This is a genomic window from Akkermansia sp. GGCC_0220 (assembly GCF_017566105.1).
GTDB classification, from domain to species: domain Bacteria; phylum Verrucomicrobiota; class Verrucomicrobiia; order Verrucomicrobiales; family Akkermansiaceae; genus Akkermansia; species Akkermansia massiliensis.
Genome location: NZ_JABFCI010000013.1, coordinates 72,148 through 88,327 on the forward strand (window position 1 = coordinate 72,148; position 16,180 = coordinate 88,327).

The 16,180-nt window shown below is 54.3% G+C and carries 14 protein-coding genes; 6 read left to right on the top strand and 8 right to left on the bottom strand.

What is annotated here, in order from left to right; translation table 11 throughout:
• Window positions 1-154: 154 nt before the first annotated feature.
• Complete coding sequence (gene acnA / locus HJW02_RS09855; RefSeq protein WP_102722231.1) at window positions 155-2,908, bottom strand: aconitate hydratase AcnA; 2,754 nt, start codon at window positions 2,906-2,908, stop codon at window positions 155-157.
• A gap of 317 nt (window positions 2,909-3,225) precedes the next feature.
• Here acnA and HJW02_RS09860 point away from each other — a divergent pair, with 317 nt between their 5' ends.
• From HJW02_RS09860 to HJW02_RS09870, 3 genes are all read left to right on the top strand, one after another.
• Window positions 3,226-3,432, top strand: coding sequence for a hypothetical protein (locus HJW02_RS09860; protein WP_022396800.1), 207 nt, complete (start codon window positions 3,226-3,228; stop codon window positions 3,430-3,432).
• Between the two features lie 71 nt (window positions 3,433-3,503).
• On the top strand, window positions 3,504-3,842 hold the full coding sequence (locus HJW02_RS09865) for a DUF2752 domain-containing protein (RefSeq protein WP_022396799.1): 339 nt from the start codon (window positions 3,504-3,506) through the stop codon (window positions 3,840-3,842).
• A gap of 116 nt (window positions 3,843-3,958) precedes the next feature.
• Window positions 3,959-4,528: a L,D-transpeptidase gene (locus HJW02_RS09870; protein ID WP_205597365.1), complete on the top strand. Its 570-nt coding sequence runs from the start codon at window positions 3,959-3,961 to the stop codon at window positions 4,526-4,528.
• Between the two features lie 622 nt (window positions 4,529-5,150).
• On the opposite strand, the gene msrB is transcribed toward HJW02_RS09870, so the two are convergent.
• Both msrB and HJW02_RS09880 read right to left on the bottom strand, forming a co-directional pair.
• Entirely contained in the window at window positions 5,151-6,278 is a 1,128-nt protein-coding gene (gene msrB / locus HJW02_RS09875) for a peptide-methionine (R)-S-oxide reductase MsrB (RefSeq protein ID WP_102722233.1), read from the bottom strand.
• 130 nt (window positions 6,279-6,408) lie between these two features.
• Window positions 6,409-6,909 carry a hypothetical protein gene (locus HJW02_RS09880; RefSeq protein WP_146018187.1) on the bottom strand — a complete coding sequence of 167 codons (501 nt, stop codon included), beginning with the start codon at window positions 6,907-6,909 and terminating at the stop codon, window positions 6,409-6,411.
• A gap of 218 nt (window positions 6,910-7,127) precedes the next feature.
• Here HJW02_RS09880 and HJW02_RS09885 point away from each other — a divergent pair, with 218 nt between their 5' ends.
• Window positions 7,128-9,320, top strand: a complete 2,193-nt coding sequence (locus HJW02_RS09885) for a M60 family metallopeptidase (RefSeq protein WP_180971006.1) — start codon at window positions 7,128-7,130, stop codon at window positions 9,318-9,320.
• Window positions 9,321-9,394: 74 nt separating this feature from the next.
• Here the strand turns inward: HJW02_RS09885 and HJW02_RS09890 are convergent, their stop codons facing one another.
• Window positions 9,395-10,510 (bottom strand): RtcB family protein, encoded by a 1,116-nt coding sequence (locus HJW02_RS09890; RefSeq protein WP_102722273.1) that lies wholly within the window; start codon window positions 10,508-10,510, stop codon window positions 9,395-9,397.
• 129 nt (window positions 10,511-10,639) lie between these two features.
• Between HJW02_RS09890 and HJW02_RS09895 the strand changes: the two genes are divergently transcribed.
• Entirely contained in the window at window positions 10,640-11,557 is a 918-nt protein-coding gene (locus tag HJW02_RS09895) for a LysR family transcriptional regulator (RefSeq protein ID WP_102722236.1), read from the top strand.
• Window positions 11,558-11,568: 11 nt separating this feature from the next.
• On the opposite strand, the gene HJW02_RS09900 is transcribed toward HJW02_RS09895, so the two are convergent.
• Complete coding sequence (locus tag HJW02_RS09900; protein WP_102722237.1) at window positions 11,569-12,801, bottom strand: MFS transporter; 1,233 nt, start codon at window positions 12,799-12,801, stop codon at window positions 11,569-11,571.
• 244 nt (window positions 12,802-13,045) lie between these two features.
• Here HJW02_RS09900 and HJW02_RS09905 point away from each other — a divergent pair, with 244 nt between their 5' ends.
• Entirely contained in the window at window positions 13,046-13,609 is a 564-nt protein-coding gene (locus tag HJW02_RS09905) for a cob(I)yrinic acid a,c-diamide adenosyltransferase (protein WP_180971007.1), read from the top strand.
• Window positions 13,610-14,130: 521 nt separating this feature from the next.
• Here HJW02_RS09905 and HJW02_RS09910 read toward each other — a convergent pair.
• The 3 genes from HJW02_RS09910 to HJW02_RS09920 all read right to left on the bottom strand — a co-directional run.
• Window positions 14,131-14,733, bottom strand: a complete 603-nt coding sequence (locus HJW02_RS09910; protein WP_102722239.1) for a hypothetical protein — start codon at window positions 14,731-14,733, stop codon at window positions 14,131-14,133.
• Between the two features lie 114 nt (window positions 14,734-14,847).
• Window positions 14,848-15,267, bottom strand: coding sequence for a hypothetical protein (locus HJW02_RS09915; protein ID WP_102722240.1), 420 nt, complete (start codon window positions 15,265-15,267; stop codon window positions 14,848-14,850).
• Between the two features lie 5 nt (window positions 15,268-15,272).
• Window positions 15,273-16,180: RHS repeat-associated core domain-containing protein (locus HJW02_RS09920; RefSeq protein ID WP_208050635.1), on the bottom strand; the 908-nt coding region annotated here is incomplete at its 5' end.

Sequence of the window (16,180 nt, forward strand, 5' to 3'; positions counted from 1 at the left end):
GCAGAATTTGGAATTAGTTCAAGTGAACTAATCAAGCCGTGTCATGGAGCTGCGGGTGCTCCCGGAGAGGAAGGCGCCAGACGGGCCGCGCCTTCGGGGGAAGGGCGGCCCGTCTGGAAAGGATGCGGCGCCGGAAAAGCCCGGCCAAGCCGCGTTATTTGAGGATTTGAGTGAGGACGTATTGCAGGATGCCGCCCGCCAGGTAGTATTCCTTTTCAATGGGCGTATCAATGCGGACGATGACGGGCACGTCAAACGCCTCCGCGTTTGCGGGCTGCACGCGCAGCGTGACCTGCTGGCGCGGGGCGATGCCGTTGTCCAGCCCCAGGATGGAGAAGGTGGCGTCCTTCAACGGGGCGATGCGGTCGTAGTCCGCCTTGTCGGCGAAGTTGAGGGGCAGCACGCCCATGCCGATGAGGTTGGAACGGTGGATGCGTTCAAAGCTCTTGGTGATGACGGCCTTGACGCCCAGCAGGTTCGTGCCCTTGGCCGCCCAGTCGCGGGAGGAGCCCATGCCGTAGTCTTCTCCGCCGATGACGATGAGCGGAACACCGTCCTGCGCGTAGGCCATGGCTGCATCATAGATGAAGGCGGGGGCTCCGGCGGCAGAGGTTATTTTCTTGTCCGGGGCGGGAATGGAGCGGTTGCCGAAGTACAGCGTATAGCCGCCTTCCGTGCCGTCCACCATCAGGTTTTTGATGCGGACGTTGGCGAAGGTGCCGCGGGCCATCACGCGGTCGTTGCCGCGGCGGGAGCCGAAGGAGTTGAAGTCTTTTCTGTCCACCCCCATGCCTTGCAGGTACAGCCCGGCGGGGCCCGTTTCCCGGATGGCTCCGGCGGGGGAGATATGGTCCGTAGTCACGGAGTCGCCAAAGATGCCCAGGGGGCGGGCGTCCCGGATGTCCGCCAGCGTGCGGGGCTGGCCGTTGAAGCCGCAGAAGAAGGGCGGGTCCTGGATGTAGGTGGAGTTTTCATTCCACTGGAAGACGGAGCCCTCCGGCGCATACACGGCGGCCCAGCGCGGATTTTTGTCCGGCGTGATGGTGTATAGTTCCCGGTACGCTTCCGGATTGCGGGATTTGGCGACGGCTTCCGCGATTTCCCCGGAGCTGGGCCAGAGGTCTTTCAGGAAGACGGGCTTCCCGCTGCGGTCCGTGCCCAGCGGTTCCGTCTGGAAGTCGATGTCCACGCGTCCGGCCAGCGCGAAGGCGACGACCAGCGGAGGGGACATCAGGAAGTTGGTTTTGATGGAAGGATGAATGCGCGCTTCAAAGTTGCGGTTGCCGGAGAGGACGGAGGCGGCCACGATGTCATTGTTCCTGACCGCCTGTTCCAGTTCCGGATTCAGCGGTCCGGAGTTGCCGATGCAGGTGGTGCAGCCGTAGCCGACGGTTTCAAAGCCCAGGGCGTCCAGGGATTCCTGGAGCTGGTTGGCCGCAAAGTAGTCTGAAGCGATGCGGGAGCCCGGCGCAATGGACGTTTTTACGTGCGGCGGCACTTGCAGGCCCAGCGCGACCGCTTTTTTGGCGAGCAGCCCGGCGGCGAGCATCAGGCCCGGATTGGAGGTGTTGGTGCAGGAGGTGATGGCGGCAATGAGGATGCTGCCGTCTTTCAATTCCGCCTCCTGGCTGAAGCCTTCCACCGGAACGGGAACGCCAGCCGGAGAGTGCATGGTGACCTTCACCGCCGGGGATTCCTTTTTGCCGTAACCGCCTTCCGCCGCGGGCATGCCGGCGAGCTTGCGGAAGCTGTCCTTGATGGAGGCCAGGCGGATGTGGTCCTGCGGGCGCCTGGGTCCGGAAACGGCGGGTTCCACGGTGGACAGGTCCAGTTCCAGCTGAACCGTGTAGTCCAGTTCTCCATTGCGGGGCATTCCCCACAGGTCCTGGGCCTTGAAGTAGTTTTCGTACGTGGCGATGGCTTCCTCGCTCCTGCCTGTCTGGCGCAGGTAGTCGGAGCAGCGTTCGTCCATGGGGAAGAAGCCCATGGTGGCGCCGTATTCCGGGGCCATGTTCGCTACGGTGGCGCGGTCCGCCAGCGGGAGGGCCGCCGCTCCTTCCCCGAAGAATTCCACAAATTTGCCTACCACGCCGTGGCTGCGCAGCATCTGGGTGACATGGAGCGCCAGGTCCGTGGCGGTCACTCCTTCACGGAGTTCCCCCGTCATGTGGACGCCCACTACTTCCGGCACCAGGAAGGTGACCGGCTGGCCGAGCATGCCGGCTTCCGCCTCAATGCCGCCCACGCCCCAGCCCACGACGCCGATGCCGTTGATCATCGTGGTGTGGGAGTCCGTCCCTACCAGGGTGTCCGGGAAATAAACGCCGTCCTTTTCCATGACGCCCTGCGCCAGGTATTCCAGATTCACCTGGTGGACAATGCCCACGGAAGGGGGCACTACGGAAAAGGTCTGGAAAGCCTGCTGGCCCCATTTGAGGAATTCGTAGCGTTCCGCATTGCGCTGGAACTCGATGTCGAGGTTCTTTTCCAGGGCGTCCGTGCGGCCTGCCCAGTCCACCTGGACGGAGTGGTCCACCACCAGGTCCACGGGAACCAGCGGTTCAATGACGGAAGCGTCTTTTCCCAGTCCGGCCACGGCGGAGCGCATGGCGGCCAGGTCCACCAGCAGCGGAACGCCCGTCAGGTCCTGGAGGACGATGCGGGCCACCGTAAACGGGATTTCATAGGAACCGGGATTTTTGGCGTTCCAGGAGGCTAGGTTGTCCACATCCTTTTCCGTTACCTTCAGGCCGTCGCAATTGCGGAGCAGGGATTCCAGAACGATCCGGATGGAAACGGGAAGACGGCTCAGGCGGGGATAGCCGTTTTCCGACAGGGCTGGCAGTGAATAAAACTGTCCCGGGGTTCCGGTTCCCGTGGTGAACGTGCTCTTGGCAATCTTGGTCATGATGCGGAATAGAGGGTTAACTGTAAACAGGCGGCTGCCCTCCTGGCAGTCGCGGGTACTATACAGGCCAAATATGATAAGGCAAGGACTCTGTGTGACGGGGGGAGGATTTTTCCTCCTCTCCCGCAAGCGTAGAAATTCCTTTCTGCACGCGGGCTGCCGGTTTTTTCCGGCGTTTTTGCCTGTAAGACGCGCAGGAACTGACAACAGAACCAGGAAAAACTTGTAGAAGCACGGCATTTTGTTTAGATGGCAAGGATTTGCGTCTGGCATCCTGCTGTGCGCACCCCAATAAAAATCAAACTGGATTAAAGAATATGTCTGAGTTAGAAAGACCAAACAATACGCTTGCCATTTGTGCCCTCGTCTTTGCCGTTTTATGCAGCCTCGTAGGCCTCATTCTGGGCATCATAGGCCTCAACAAATATCCCGACAAGAGCAACGGCAAGACGATGAGCCTTATTGCCGTGATTCTCAGCATCGTCCTGATGCTGGTCGGCGGCTGGACTGCCTGGCGCAACTGATAAAAGGCTTCACCAGGCTCGTGAATCCAAGGCTTGCGGAGAACCGAAGATCCGCAGGCCTTTTTCATGGAATGAAACTGTTTTTCCTGTATCTGGCGCTGCTGGCTGCGGCATGCGCGGTGCTCCTGCTGGTGGATGACCCTTCCCGGTCCGGCTGGCTGCCGGAGTGCCTTTTCTATAAAACCACGGGTTATCTTTGCTACGGCTGCGGTTCCACCAGGGCCCTGCATGCCCTGCTTCATGGCCATTGGCTTGATTCCCTGCGGTACAACGTGCTGCTGGTTCCCACGCTCATCTGGCTGGGAACGCTGTTTTTCATCAGGGACAAGACCGTATTCCTGAGGGTGCTGACCGCCGGCGTGGCCGTACTTGCCCTGTTTACCGTGGCGCGCAATATTCCGCTGTCGTGACGGCCGCTTTTTTCCGGTTTCCGCCTTTTGCGTGCATGCCGGAATTTTGATAGAGTGCGTCATGAAACATTGAAAATAAGTTCGCGGCATTGTCCAACCCTCTGAAAGGGTTAAAGATGATGAACGCAAAAAAAACCTTATCAATTATTGCAGGAGCGGGAGCGCTGGCGCTGGCAGCCTGTTCAGGGCCGCAGGAAGAGAATTTGCGCATGGTGCCCCTGACCGTGCCTACGACCATGCCCATGACTTCTTACGGGCCGAATACGAGAGTGGTGGTGGCCGGGGTGGATTATACGGAGGTGCATGACGAGTGGATGAACCAGGACATTATGAAAAAAGCCACTCCCGGCAATACGCGGGTGGTGATCAGCCGCGGAAGCCAGAGGGGCCAGCTGATGGTGGGGGATGAAGTAGCCATGGATTTTCCCGTCTGTCTGGGGACCGCTTCCCACCGCACGCCCGTGGGCCATTTCCGCATTACGGAAAAGGCGGTGCACCACGTCTCCAACTTATATGATGCCTCCATGCCCTATTTCATGCGTCTGACGGACAGCGGCATTGGCATGCACGTGGGACCCGTTTTCCAGACGCCCCAGTCACATGGATGCATCCGCATGACCCGCTCCTCCTGTGTGCCGCTTTTCAAGACCGTTAAAGTAGGTACTCCCGTCACGATCGTGCAGTGACGCGGAGGAGAAGGCGGATACCGTTGGCGGAGAAGAGCTCCTTGCCTCCCTCTTGTGGCAGGTGAGGGGAATCCGGCGCTGGCAGAAAATGGTTTTTATTTTTATGATATGTTCATGGTCAAAGAATTGGGACGATTTCAATAGATGGATGAAAGCGTTGAAAATAAAAAACTCATTTTTTTAACACAAAACGCGCCTGGCCGTCGCTATTTCAATGAACGGCATGAAGATAAACGGCATTTGCTGCAAGTCGTATTGCCCCAACAACCCAAATCCTCCATGGCCTGCTGCCGATTGCCCACTCTCCATTCATCGGCAGCGGCATGGATGGAGGGCGTTTTTTTCAAACGCAGGCGTACCGGAATTGGTTGACTGCCTGCGGCCCGGGAAGGAGCCTTCATGAATCTTCTTCCGGAGTACTACTTTTATCCCTTTCCGGAACCTCTTATGCATGGGACGCCGCATTCAGCATCTTTGTTTCCTGTCTCCCGTCTTACGGCATAAGTGCGCATGGAATCTTGCATGGAGCCGAGAGCCGGTTCTTTATCCGGCCACACTTCGTCCTCCGGATTTTTAACGGATTGATGGATAGGTGAGGTTCACCTTCCGTTTTTTCCATAAGCTACTTTTCCGCGGATTTTCTGTCCGCTGCCTCCCGGCGAAGCTGGGGCAGGTATTTTCCATACCCCTGCGCTTCCATATCCTGTTCAGGAATGAATTTCAGGGAAGCGCTGTTGATGCAGTAGCGCAGGCCGCCGCGGTCCTTCGGGCCGTCCGTGAAGACGTGCCCCAGATGGGCGTCCCCCGTTTTGCTGCGGACTTCCGTACGGCGCATGCCGTGGGAAAGATCCTGTTTTTCCTGAATCAGTTCTTCCTTGATGGGCCGGGAGAAGCTGGGCCAGCCGCAGCCGGAATCAAACTTGTCCGTGGAAAGAAACAGGGGTTCCCCCGTCGTAACGTCCACATAAATGCCGGGCTTGTCGTTATTGAAATATTCGTTGCGGAAGGGAGGTTCCGTCGCATTGTTCCGCGTAACTGCAAATTGCTCGGGCGTCAGGCTGCGGCGCAGCTCGTCATCCGGTTTTTTCCGGTAGACGGGAGCGGCTTCCCTGGCCTGGGCCGCCTCCTGGAACTTGCCGGGCGGAATATGGCAGTAGCCGCCGGGGTTGTTGTCCAGATAGCGCTGGTGGTATTTTTCCGCCCGTGAAAATTGACGCAGCGGTTGAACTTCAATCGCCACGGGCTGCTTGAAGTGCTGCTGGAGCCGTTTCAGGGAGGCTTCTATAATCGGCTTGTCCTTCTCATCCGTATAATAAATGCCCGTGCGGTATTGAACTCCCCTGTCGTTTCCCTGCTTGTTGACGGAAACGGGATCAATGATGGAATAGTATTGTTCCAGCAGGAACGGGAGGCTGAGTTCTTCCGGATCAAATACCACTTTTACCGTTTCCGCGTGGCCCGTGCGTCCGCTGCAGACTTCCTCATACGTGGGGGTGGCAGTGGAACCGTTGGCATACCCCACTTCCGTTTCCTTGACTCCGTGAATCAGGGAGAAGTACTTTTCCACTCCCCAGAAACAGCCTCCTGCCAGATAAATCGTTTTTAAATCCTTGTTGTCCATATGATGTCTGTTTTTGTTGCCTGCCTGTCTGTTTTCTCCGCAGGAGAACAGGGAAAGCATGGCTACTGCGGCCAGAATGGCGCATGCCAGTCCGGCCAGGGTCCATGGTCCGTGGTAAATACGTTTCATAAACGCTGTATGGGGTCGTCTTCCGGTGCGGATGCAGTTGCTCCCTTGGCTGAAGAACCTGCCGTTCCACAGCTTTTCCGGGAAGATGAAGGATTAGACAACGCCGAGCCTGTTCCGTTCGATGCCTGTGTCAACGTCCCCCCGATTCCTCCGGCTCTTCCGGTTGCATCATGTTTTTCAGCCACTGGTAAACCGCCCGGTCGGCAGCGTCCGGTTTTCTGCTCGTCTGCATGCTGAACCCGTACCTGGTGTGGAAATTGAAAATCGCCAGGGAAGGGCTCAGGCCGATGGAGAGCCCGTCCATCCGTATTTCCACTTCCTGCGGGTCATGGGTGGTGAAGTCAAGGCGCCCGGCATTGCTGACGGACCCCGCATAATGTTCCAGGAAGGGCTGGATGCCGGCCAGGAAGGAGGAGTCCAGGGCTATGGGATGATTTTCCGGGGAAGAAGCTTTCCTGATAAGAATTGCGGGAGGCGCTGTGGCGGAATGAGCGGCTCTCAGCGTATTCAGCGGAACGTTCCACAAAAAGGAGAACAGTCCCGTGCCCAGGAGAAAGAGGGGAACGGCCAGGACGGCAATCCATTTGCCCGGCTTGTTTCCTGATTGATGACGGGACCGTCTTCCGTTCATGAAGGATAACATGGCATAATGTTCCGTGGGGGTCCATGAAAGAATTGGACCGTGGAGCAGAGGAAAAATCCCGTCCTTGCATCAGGGGATTTTGCGCCATCACAGGGATAACATGAAAAACGCACGCTGGAAATCATGTATAGTATCATCAGGGCCCAGTACTATTTATGAAAAGAGAGCTGATTTTATCTCCGTTTTTTTTATTTTTCATTTTTTTAATGTTTGCCGCGAATTTGTCCCTTGCGGAAAAATATCCTTCACTGGACGTTCCGGAGGACATCCCTCTTCAAGTAAGGGAGGCTTCTTCCCCTCAGTCCCCCTACTCAGGAGGCCATTCCGTAAAGCAGGCTGTGGACGGTTCTCTGGAATCCGCCAACTGGCATGTTCCCGGAGCGCGGCATGTGGAGGGGGAATTTGTATTTGAAGTGCCGGACACCATTCATTACATCACCTTTTCCGGAGCCAATTTCAATGAAGTTTCCGTGTCCGCCATGTCCGGCTCGTCGTGGAAGAACCTTGGAAAGTTTGATATAGGCGGCTCCAAAATGATCAGGTTTAAAAACCCTCTTCAGAAAGTTCAGAAAATCAAGGTGGAGGTTGATTACCCTGAAGGAGCTTCCCCGGCGTTTACCGTACGGGAGATCAGTTTTTACAAAAAGGCGGAATCCACGCTCAACCGGCAATTGCTGAAAGTGTTCAGAGACACGAGCTGTTCCTCCATCAATCCCAGGTGCACTCTGGCAGACCTCAAGGCGCTGCCGGAGTTTTTGCAGCTCATTGCGCGGAAAGTGAAATCCGGCGCCTATGAAGACAAGGAATTCCGCATTGCGTCCTACAAGGCTTACAGCCATCCGGAGTTTGCCGCCAAGGTGAGAAATATCAACGCCCTGAACAAATTTGACAATCCCACCGGAATTGCTGCGGAGAAAGGAGATGAAATCCTTGTATTCGTGGGTCCCACCCATGGAGAGGATATTGCGCTGGCTTCCGTTTCCCCGGCGGGAATCGAATCTTCCACCTATCCCCTGAATGAAGGAGTAAACAAAATCAAAATCAACCGTTCGGGATTGCTTTATGTGATGTACCACACCGATATCAGCACGCCCAAGAAGCCTGTGAAGGTGCACATCCCCGTGGGCAGCGGGACGGTGAACGGATATTTTGACGTGACGAGGCACACGGACAAGGACTGGAAGCGGATGATCGGCAAGGCCCCCCACAGCATGTTCGACATCGTGGGGCGGTATTCCATGATGATCCTTCACACGGAATATCTGAAGGCTTACAGCCCGGATTCCATCACGAAATCCGTCAGGGTGTGGGATGAGAGCGTCAGGGCCATGTGGAAAATCATGGGCTTTGACAAATATCCCCAGCCGCATAACAACCGGCAGCTTGGAGTTTCCGTAGAAGGCGGAGCCCATATGTTCGCCACCTGGTATTACTGCGGCTACAGCGTCGGGGATCAGGGAAATACGCTGAAAAATGAAGTGCTCGCCCCCGGCGTTCTTCAGGGGAACCGCCTCTGGGGATTCGGGCATGAAGTCGGCCACTGCTACCAGCATCCGTTCAACTGGCGCAGCATGTCTGAAAGCTCCAATAACTTCTTCGCCCAGTTGATCCTGGACCAGGTGACCAACCCCATTAACGGCAATGAACTGGCCTCCGACATGGAAAACCCGTGCAAGTACCTGCTGTCAGAGGCGGTAAAGGGCCTGCCGTTCCATGATCTGAACGGCTGGGCCAAGTGGGGTTTTGCCCAATATTCCTTCTACCTGTATTTCCATAAGCTGGGCATCAACCCGGAATTTTATCCTGCGCTGTTTGAATCATTGCGCCGCAAGCCGCTTTCCAGGCAGGCGTATGAGGTTTCCGAGGCTCATCTGGCCCTGTATGAACGCATCTGCAATGTCAGCAGGACGGACTTTACTGATGACTTTGAAATTTTCAATTGGTTCGTCCCGATTGACCACAAAGGGAACCAGTATGGGGATTACAGCTTCAAGATGACGGAGGAAATGGCCCGCGCCTCCAAGGCCCGGATCGCCGCCAGGCGGTACCCCAAGCCGAAATTCCGCATCGCTTTCCTGCACCAGCATGGGAAAACGGTCGATTTGTGGGGACAGAACCTGCATGGTTCCCAGCTCAACGGGTATTGGACCAAATACAAGCAGAACGCGAAGCTCAGCCCGTCCGTGAGCGCCTCCAAAAAGGACAGCATGATTATTGTGCGGAATGGGGAGAATGCGGCCGCTTTCTGCGTAGTGACCAACGGAAAGGTGGTGGGTTATTATGACCGCCAGAAGTTTGATGTTTCCGGCGTGGAATGGAATGATACCTCCAAGGTGTACGCCATTCCGATTCAGACTGCGGAACCCTATAAGCTGATTTATTCCGCCACGCGCTCCTGACCTGGTTCCGGAGATTAGCGAAAGTCCCTTCCGGAAAATCTTTTCCGGAAGGGGCCGGGCGTTGGGGCGTCCTGTTATTCGGGCGCCTTGAAGTTGTACACGGGCCTGATGCGTTCCACGATTTCCGCCGTTTCATGGATGTTGCCCAGCACGCTTTCTCCATCCTTGTAGGCCATCGGCGCTTCATCCAGCGTAGCGCGGGAGACGCAGGTGGAGAAAATGCCCTGCATGGAAGCTTCGAATTCCTCCAGGGAAAGGTTGGCTTTGGCCTTTTTGCGGGACATGCTGCGGCCTGCGCCGTGCGGGGAGGAGGAATTGAATTCCTCGTTCCCCCTGCCAATGCAGATGACGGAGCCGTCCCGCATGTTCAGGGGAACGATGAGCTTTTCTCCAAGTCCGGCCCGGACGGCCCCCTTGCGGATGACGTTGTCTTCCGCAATGTAGTTGTGCACGGTGTCGAAGATTTCCAGGTCCGCGGCATCGTCCAGTAGCTCATGCAGCATCACGCGGCGGTTCAGGGCGGCGAAGCGCTGGGCCACCTTCATGTCCCGCATGTAGTTCAGCGTATCTTCTCCCTGCAGGTAGCAAAGGCCTTTCTTGCGTTCCTTGAGATAGGCGTCCGGGCAAGTGGCCACGGCGATCTTCTGGTAGCGCTCCGCAATCTTCAAGCCGAAGTTGCGGGAACCGGAGTGGATGCACAGAAAGGCGTCTTCCGTTCCCTGTGCTATTTCAATGAAGTGGTTGCCGCCGCCCAGGGACCCCACGGAACGGCGGTGCCTGTCTTTCTCCGTTCTCAGCACATCCACGCAGATGCGGGAGATTTCATCATCCAGTTCCGGATCATCCAGCAGGGCCTGGTGGACGGCGGAACGGGTGTTCCAGCCGAACGGGACGCGTTCGCGCAGGCGTTCGTCAAACCGGGAGAAATCCGGCAGACCGGCCAGCCTGGCCGTAAGCACTCCGCAGCCGATGTCCACGCCGATCAGGTTGGGAATCACCTTGTCCGTTTTCAGTTCAGCGGTGAAGCCGATGACGCAGCCGGCTCCGGCATGCACGTCCGGCATGATGCGCACCCGGCTTCCTTCAAAGGCGGGGTGGTTGCAGACGTCCCTGATCTGGGTGCGGGCCAGGTCTTCCAGTTCATCCGTGAACACGCGGGCTTCCGTGTATTTTCCGTCGATGGTGATCATGGTTTTATTTTCTTTTGGTTGAAGGGCGGGGGCCGCGGAAAGCGGCGCTGCGCCCTGTGACTCCGTTACCATAGCGCATTTACTGACTCTTGCATTATGCAAGTATTCATATAATATGACTTTAAAGTTATGTTTGAGCACCTTTTCGCAGAACGGGGGCTGTCCCTGGACCGCCTGAAAACCCTGATAGAAGTGGCCAAGGCGGGGAGCATTGCCGCCGCCGCGCGCGGGGACAGCGCACGGCAAAGCCTGTATTCCCGCCAGATCAAGGAACTGGAGGAATTCTTCGGCGTGGAGCTGGCGGCCCGCCGCGGGAAAGTGCTGGCGCTTACCAGGTCCGGATGGGAACTGGTGCGCCTGGCCAGCGAAAGCCTGTGCCTGCTGGACGATTTCAAAAGCCGGAGCCGGAACCTGCCCTACCGGTTCACCATCGGCGCCGGAGACAGCCTCCACGCGTGGGTGGTTGCTCCCGTGCTTGCGGACATCCAGCAGCGCGGCCTGCCGTGGCTCTTTGCACTGGAGAACATCCGCAACAGTGAAATTCCCCTCAAGCTTCAGAACATGGATGTGGACTTCGGCATCGTGCGCACCAGCGCGCTGGCGGCGGAAGGGCTGGAAAGCCGGGCCATCTGCTCCATGGATTATGCGCTGTACGTGCCCGCGGCCCTGGCCGGAAAAAAGGTGCGGGGAAGGGAGGAGGATTTTTCACGCCTGCTGGGCATGTTCCCCCTGGCTACGCTGGGGAGCGGTTCCGGCTTCCATGCCTCGCTGAAACGGAATTGCGCGGAATTCGGCATCAGGCTGCGGGTGCAGTGTGAAACGCAGTCCTTTCCCTTTGCGGCGCGCATGCTGAAAAGCGGGGCGTTCATGGCGGTTCTCCCCTGCATGGCGGAGGCGGAGCTGGGCGGGGGATTCGTCAAGGTCACCCATCCTGCGCTGGACAGGCTGTCCCGCAGTATTTCCCTGGCCTGGAATCCCCGCCTGCTGCGCGTGAGGCCTTCCGCCCGGCGCGTGATTGACGTTTTTTCCGCTCCGGAACGGGAATAGCAGAAGAGAAATCAATCCGAATCCACGCCAAGCTTGTTCTTCCGGTAGTGGTCCAGGGAAATGCGGTAGAAGTACACGATCGCCAGCAGATTCAGTAGCGCGCCTGCGCCGAAGGCCCAGTTCAGGTTCAGGTAAGCGTAAATCTTGCCCCCGAAAAACATGCCCGTGCCCACCCCGATGTCAAAAGCCGTGAAAAACGTGGAATTGACGGCGCCCCGGTGGCCGCGGTCCGCCATGTTCAGCTTCATGGTCTGGAAGGTGGGGATGAAGATGCCGAAGCCGAAGCCGATGAGGATGGCGGAGGTATAATAGACCCATTCCAGCGGCGCAAACGCCAGCGCGCCGAAGCTGACAGTCAGGATGCCCAGCGAGATGACGGAAAGTTCCGCCACGCGCCCGCGGTCGATCTGCCGGCCCACCATGAACCGGGAGACCAGCATGCCCAGCCCCATCAGCGCATAAAACAGCCCGGCATACTTGAAACCGTACATTTTCCCGTACAGGGCGGAATACACGGCCACAACGCCGTAGGAGAAAGAGGCGATCATCACATTCACCGCCAGTGGAATGCCCACGCGCAGCACCAGGCGGTCCAGCACCTTTTTGGGCGTTTCATGCACGGACTCCTGAACGGGGCGCCTGGGGGCGCGGATGAGGGAGGCGATGCCCGCCCCAGCCAGGCACAGGACCAGGGAGCTCCACGTAATCACGTAAAAACCGTACTGCTGGTATACCTGGAGGCCGATGACGGGTCCCAGGCACATGCCCAGCGTCATCGTCATGCCGAAAAAGCCCAGGCCCTCCCCGCGGCGGGAAGGGGGGATGATATCCACGGCCATCGTCGGACCGGAGGTGGTCATGCCGCCCCAGATCAAGCCCTGCACGAAGCGCGTCAGGAAAAACGCCAGGGCGGTGGCGGCCACGGCATACCCTGAAAAGGACAGGGCCAGCAGGATATAAACCGTGATGTAAATCTTCTTGCGGTCCCCGGTATCCACCCGGTGCGCGAACCAGGGGCGGGAAATGATGGCGGCCAGCACGTAAATGGACATGATCCAGCCCAGCCAGCCGGAGGAAACCTGCAACTGCCCCGTCAGGTACAGCGGGAGAACGGGCACCAGTTCGAAGAAGGCCAGCCCCATCATCAGGTTGGCGCAGCAGGCCAGGACGTAGCCCCGCGTCCAGAGAGGCACTTTGACGGGCGGTGCGGTTTCCGCTGCCAATTCATCTCTGGTCCGGGTCATGCAGGGGTTGTACAGCCATCGGAAAAAGTTTCAAACGGTTGACGTGTCATGGCGCAGTTCCTGCCCTGGAAAGGAATGGCACAAGATATTTTAACCACAATGGACAAAATCCCCGGGTGATTGGGTACTGGGAACAGGGCCAGCGGATGGACGGCTGTCCGGAACATCGAATTTGCGCCGTTGGCGAGGTGGGATGCCTTCTTTTTTGCGTGCAGGGCCGCGCAGGCATGGTAGGGTACAGGGTATGAGCGTGATCACCAAGCGTGGAGACAGCGGAGAAACGGACCTGATGTTCGGCAAACGGAGCCCCAAGACGGCCCCGCGCATTGAAGCTTACGGAACGGTGGATGAATTGAATTCCCTGATTGGCGTAGTGCGCCATTCCGGAGTAAGCCCCCGGACGGTGGAAATGCTGGACGGCGTTCAGGCGCGCCTGGTGGGGGCCATGGGGGAACTGGCTACGCTGGAGGAGGATTTGCCCAAGTATGACGCCAAGGGTTATGCCCGCATTACGGCGGAGGACGTAGCATGGCTGGAGGAACAGGCCCATCTGCTGGAGAAGGAATGCGACATCCGCTTCAAGGGGTGGGCGCGCCCCGGCAAGGAGGGGTCACTGGGTTCCGCCTATCTGGACCTGGCCCGGTCCGTCTGCCGCCGCGCGGAACGCCGGGTAGTGGCACTGAGGCTGGACAATGCCTTGAGCAACGTGAACACGGCCCTCTTCCTGAACCGCCTTTCCGATCTTTGCTGGGTTCTGGCCCGCTTTGAGGCTCTGGACGTAAAAGAAAAAGAGAGAAATCAGGAATAATACACCTCTCACAGCTTGTGGCCTGGGAGACTTGAAGTCTCATTCCGTTTCTAATGTCTCTGTACTGGGAGAATTCTCTCATTCTGGTAATGGAAAAGTCAACAGGTTTTTATGTGGAACAATTGAATCATATAAATCATCATTGATGTATTCCCTTTGCCATTGATGCAGGCATAGATTAGAGAAAGAGAACAATCTATTTTTTAAATCAATGATTCAAAGATTTAAATTTCAGGGAGCTTTATTCAAAATATGTCTCTAGAAATAATTTATGCTTAATATAATATTCTTCTATATTAGGATATTTCTTCTGGAATTATCGAAATTGGCGTATATTATATGTTAATTGATCAATTAAAAATTATAGAAAACAATTAAATTAAAATCCACTTTCGGTGCTATATATTACATTATTATTTAAAAGGCAAAATGATAGTTAGGAAATCCGAATAACGTAAGGCACACTTTTGCTCTTCTCTTTTCTATTTATAAGGGCAAATGACTTTTCGATATCATACGAACTAATCTTGACGTGCGAAACTTGGAACAAATTTTTTCATAATTTTCTCCACCATTTTCGCATGATCTTTAAATGTGGTACCATTTTTAAACAAAAACAGAAGTGTTTGGTAATTTGCATTCCAGCCTTTAATTCGATTCAGGTAAAGTGCGAATACTTCCTTGTCTGTTTCACTGTAGAACAAATCGTAATACTGTGTTCTGATAATTTTGGTAGTCAATGCATTCCTGAAAAAGTCAGTCAGTATGACTTCCCTTGGAGACTCAAAACCACGCGGGACATAAAACTCCTTAGTTAAAAACCCGTAGGTTGAAGCCCTGACTTCTAATGATTTTTTTTCATTGTGTAATATAAGGGTATGCAAGTTTTCTTCCGGAATAGGAGCATCTCTCCCTATAGTGGGACTAAACGAAATTCCACTGGCAGGATCAATGATAAAGCTGTCTGGGTAACTAATGACAAAGCAGTTAGAAAAACGTTCCCGTTCTTCGCCTTCACCAAAGGTTGTCCACTTATCAGGTAGTGCGGTATCTTCGGCCACAATGAAACATCCCAGCCATAAAAACAAGGCCACGGGAATAAGGAGGAATTTGATCGGCTTCATGGCAAGGGGGGCATGGGGTAATTATCACTGTCGATAATTTTAGGTTCCCAATGGTTTTTCTTAGCATCAAGTAGCTTAAGCTAGTTCCCTTAATAAATATGAAAATTCATTGTTTTAATTTAATTTAAGAAATCCCTCTCGGGACAATGTGTTTTCTATATATGAACTAATGTCCGTGGATGGATGACATTTTTTCTCTTCATATGCTGCATCAATATTTATTTGAAACCATTCGGGGAATTTGGACAAACGCCCCCCATACCATATTTGGACCTTATCACCTTTTCTTTTGATGAGGATAATATCTTGCGGAATAAATGTTGGAATGAGGCTTTCCTTTTCATAAATATAAAAATTATCATCAATTCCATTGCTTGGTTTATATGAAATGATTTCCAGATTTTTAATATATGTTTCGCTTTCTAAATTATTCAATCCATGCTTTATATGAAAAAAAATATAGATAAAATTAATGATATATATTGTAAAAATAGATAAGATAATGAGGGATACGTATTTTATTATTTTTTTCATAAAAATTAAAATGGAAAAAATGCATTAACTTTTCCTGTGTAAAGAAGAACTTTACATTTTGTATTAGCTTCTAAACGTGCTTTTAGAATAGGAGATTCTCCCAGATGGCAACTTCTCAATTCGAGAGTACATTCTGAGCAAAATTTAATATTTTTAAACATGTTAGATATTAAAGTTGATTTTTTACTTTCTTGGAGTCTTCTATCACCCCAATAAGCAAAAACTCTAGGATAAGAACCACTAGAACTCCCATGCATAATAACAGTCAATTTTTTAATACATTGACATGACAGACATTCAGAGTTAGGATTAAAATCAGATGGCGATTTTGTTGTTTTGTTTGCTAATAGATCGTTAATTCTTCTATCCCACCAAGTAGCATTTTGACATAAGGCATGGTAGGTTATACTAATCTCATATTCTACTGTTTCATAAGCACTTGGGTGTAATTGTAATCCATTTAATGCCCATCCTTGATAAGGGCTATTACCTAAAAGGTCTATGAAATATGAGGGCACGTTTTTTACAAACCCATACAAATTCCACTCACTCTGTTCCTGAATGGGATCTCTGTTAATCCACCTGCCGTCTGCTGGATTGAGGTGCCGATAATTATAGTAGACAAGTCCCAGTTCGTCATCCGAGAACTCGCAGGAAAACCTGAACTTGTTCTCCCGGGCCATATCCCCTTCTTCCGTGATAGGACTTCCGAAGGGAGCATACTCGTAGCGGGCTTGTTGTTTCTGCTGACCGTCGAAGATGGAAGTGACATTCTTCAAGGCATCGTACATGAAGTAGAGATGCTCTTTTACTTTCATTCCGTTCTCCTGCCAGCATGTCATCATCAGGATGCGCGTTGCCATGGGTTCCGTCGGGTCCCACAGGTAGCTCTTTACCAGCAAAGGTTCGGGAT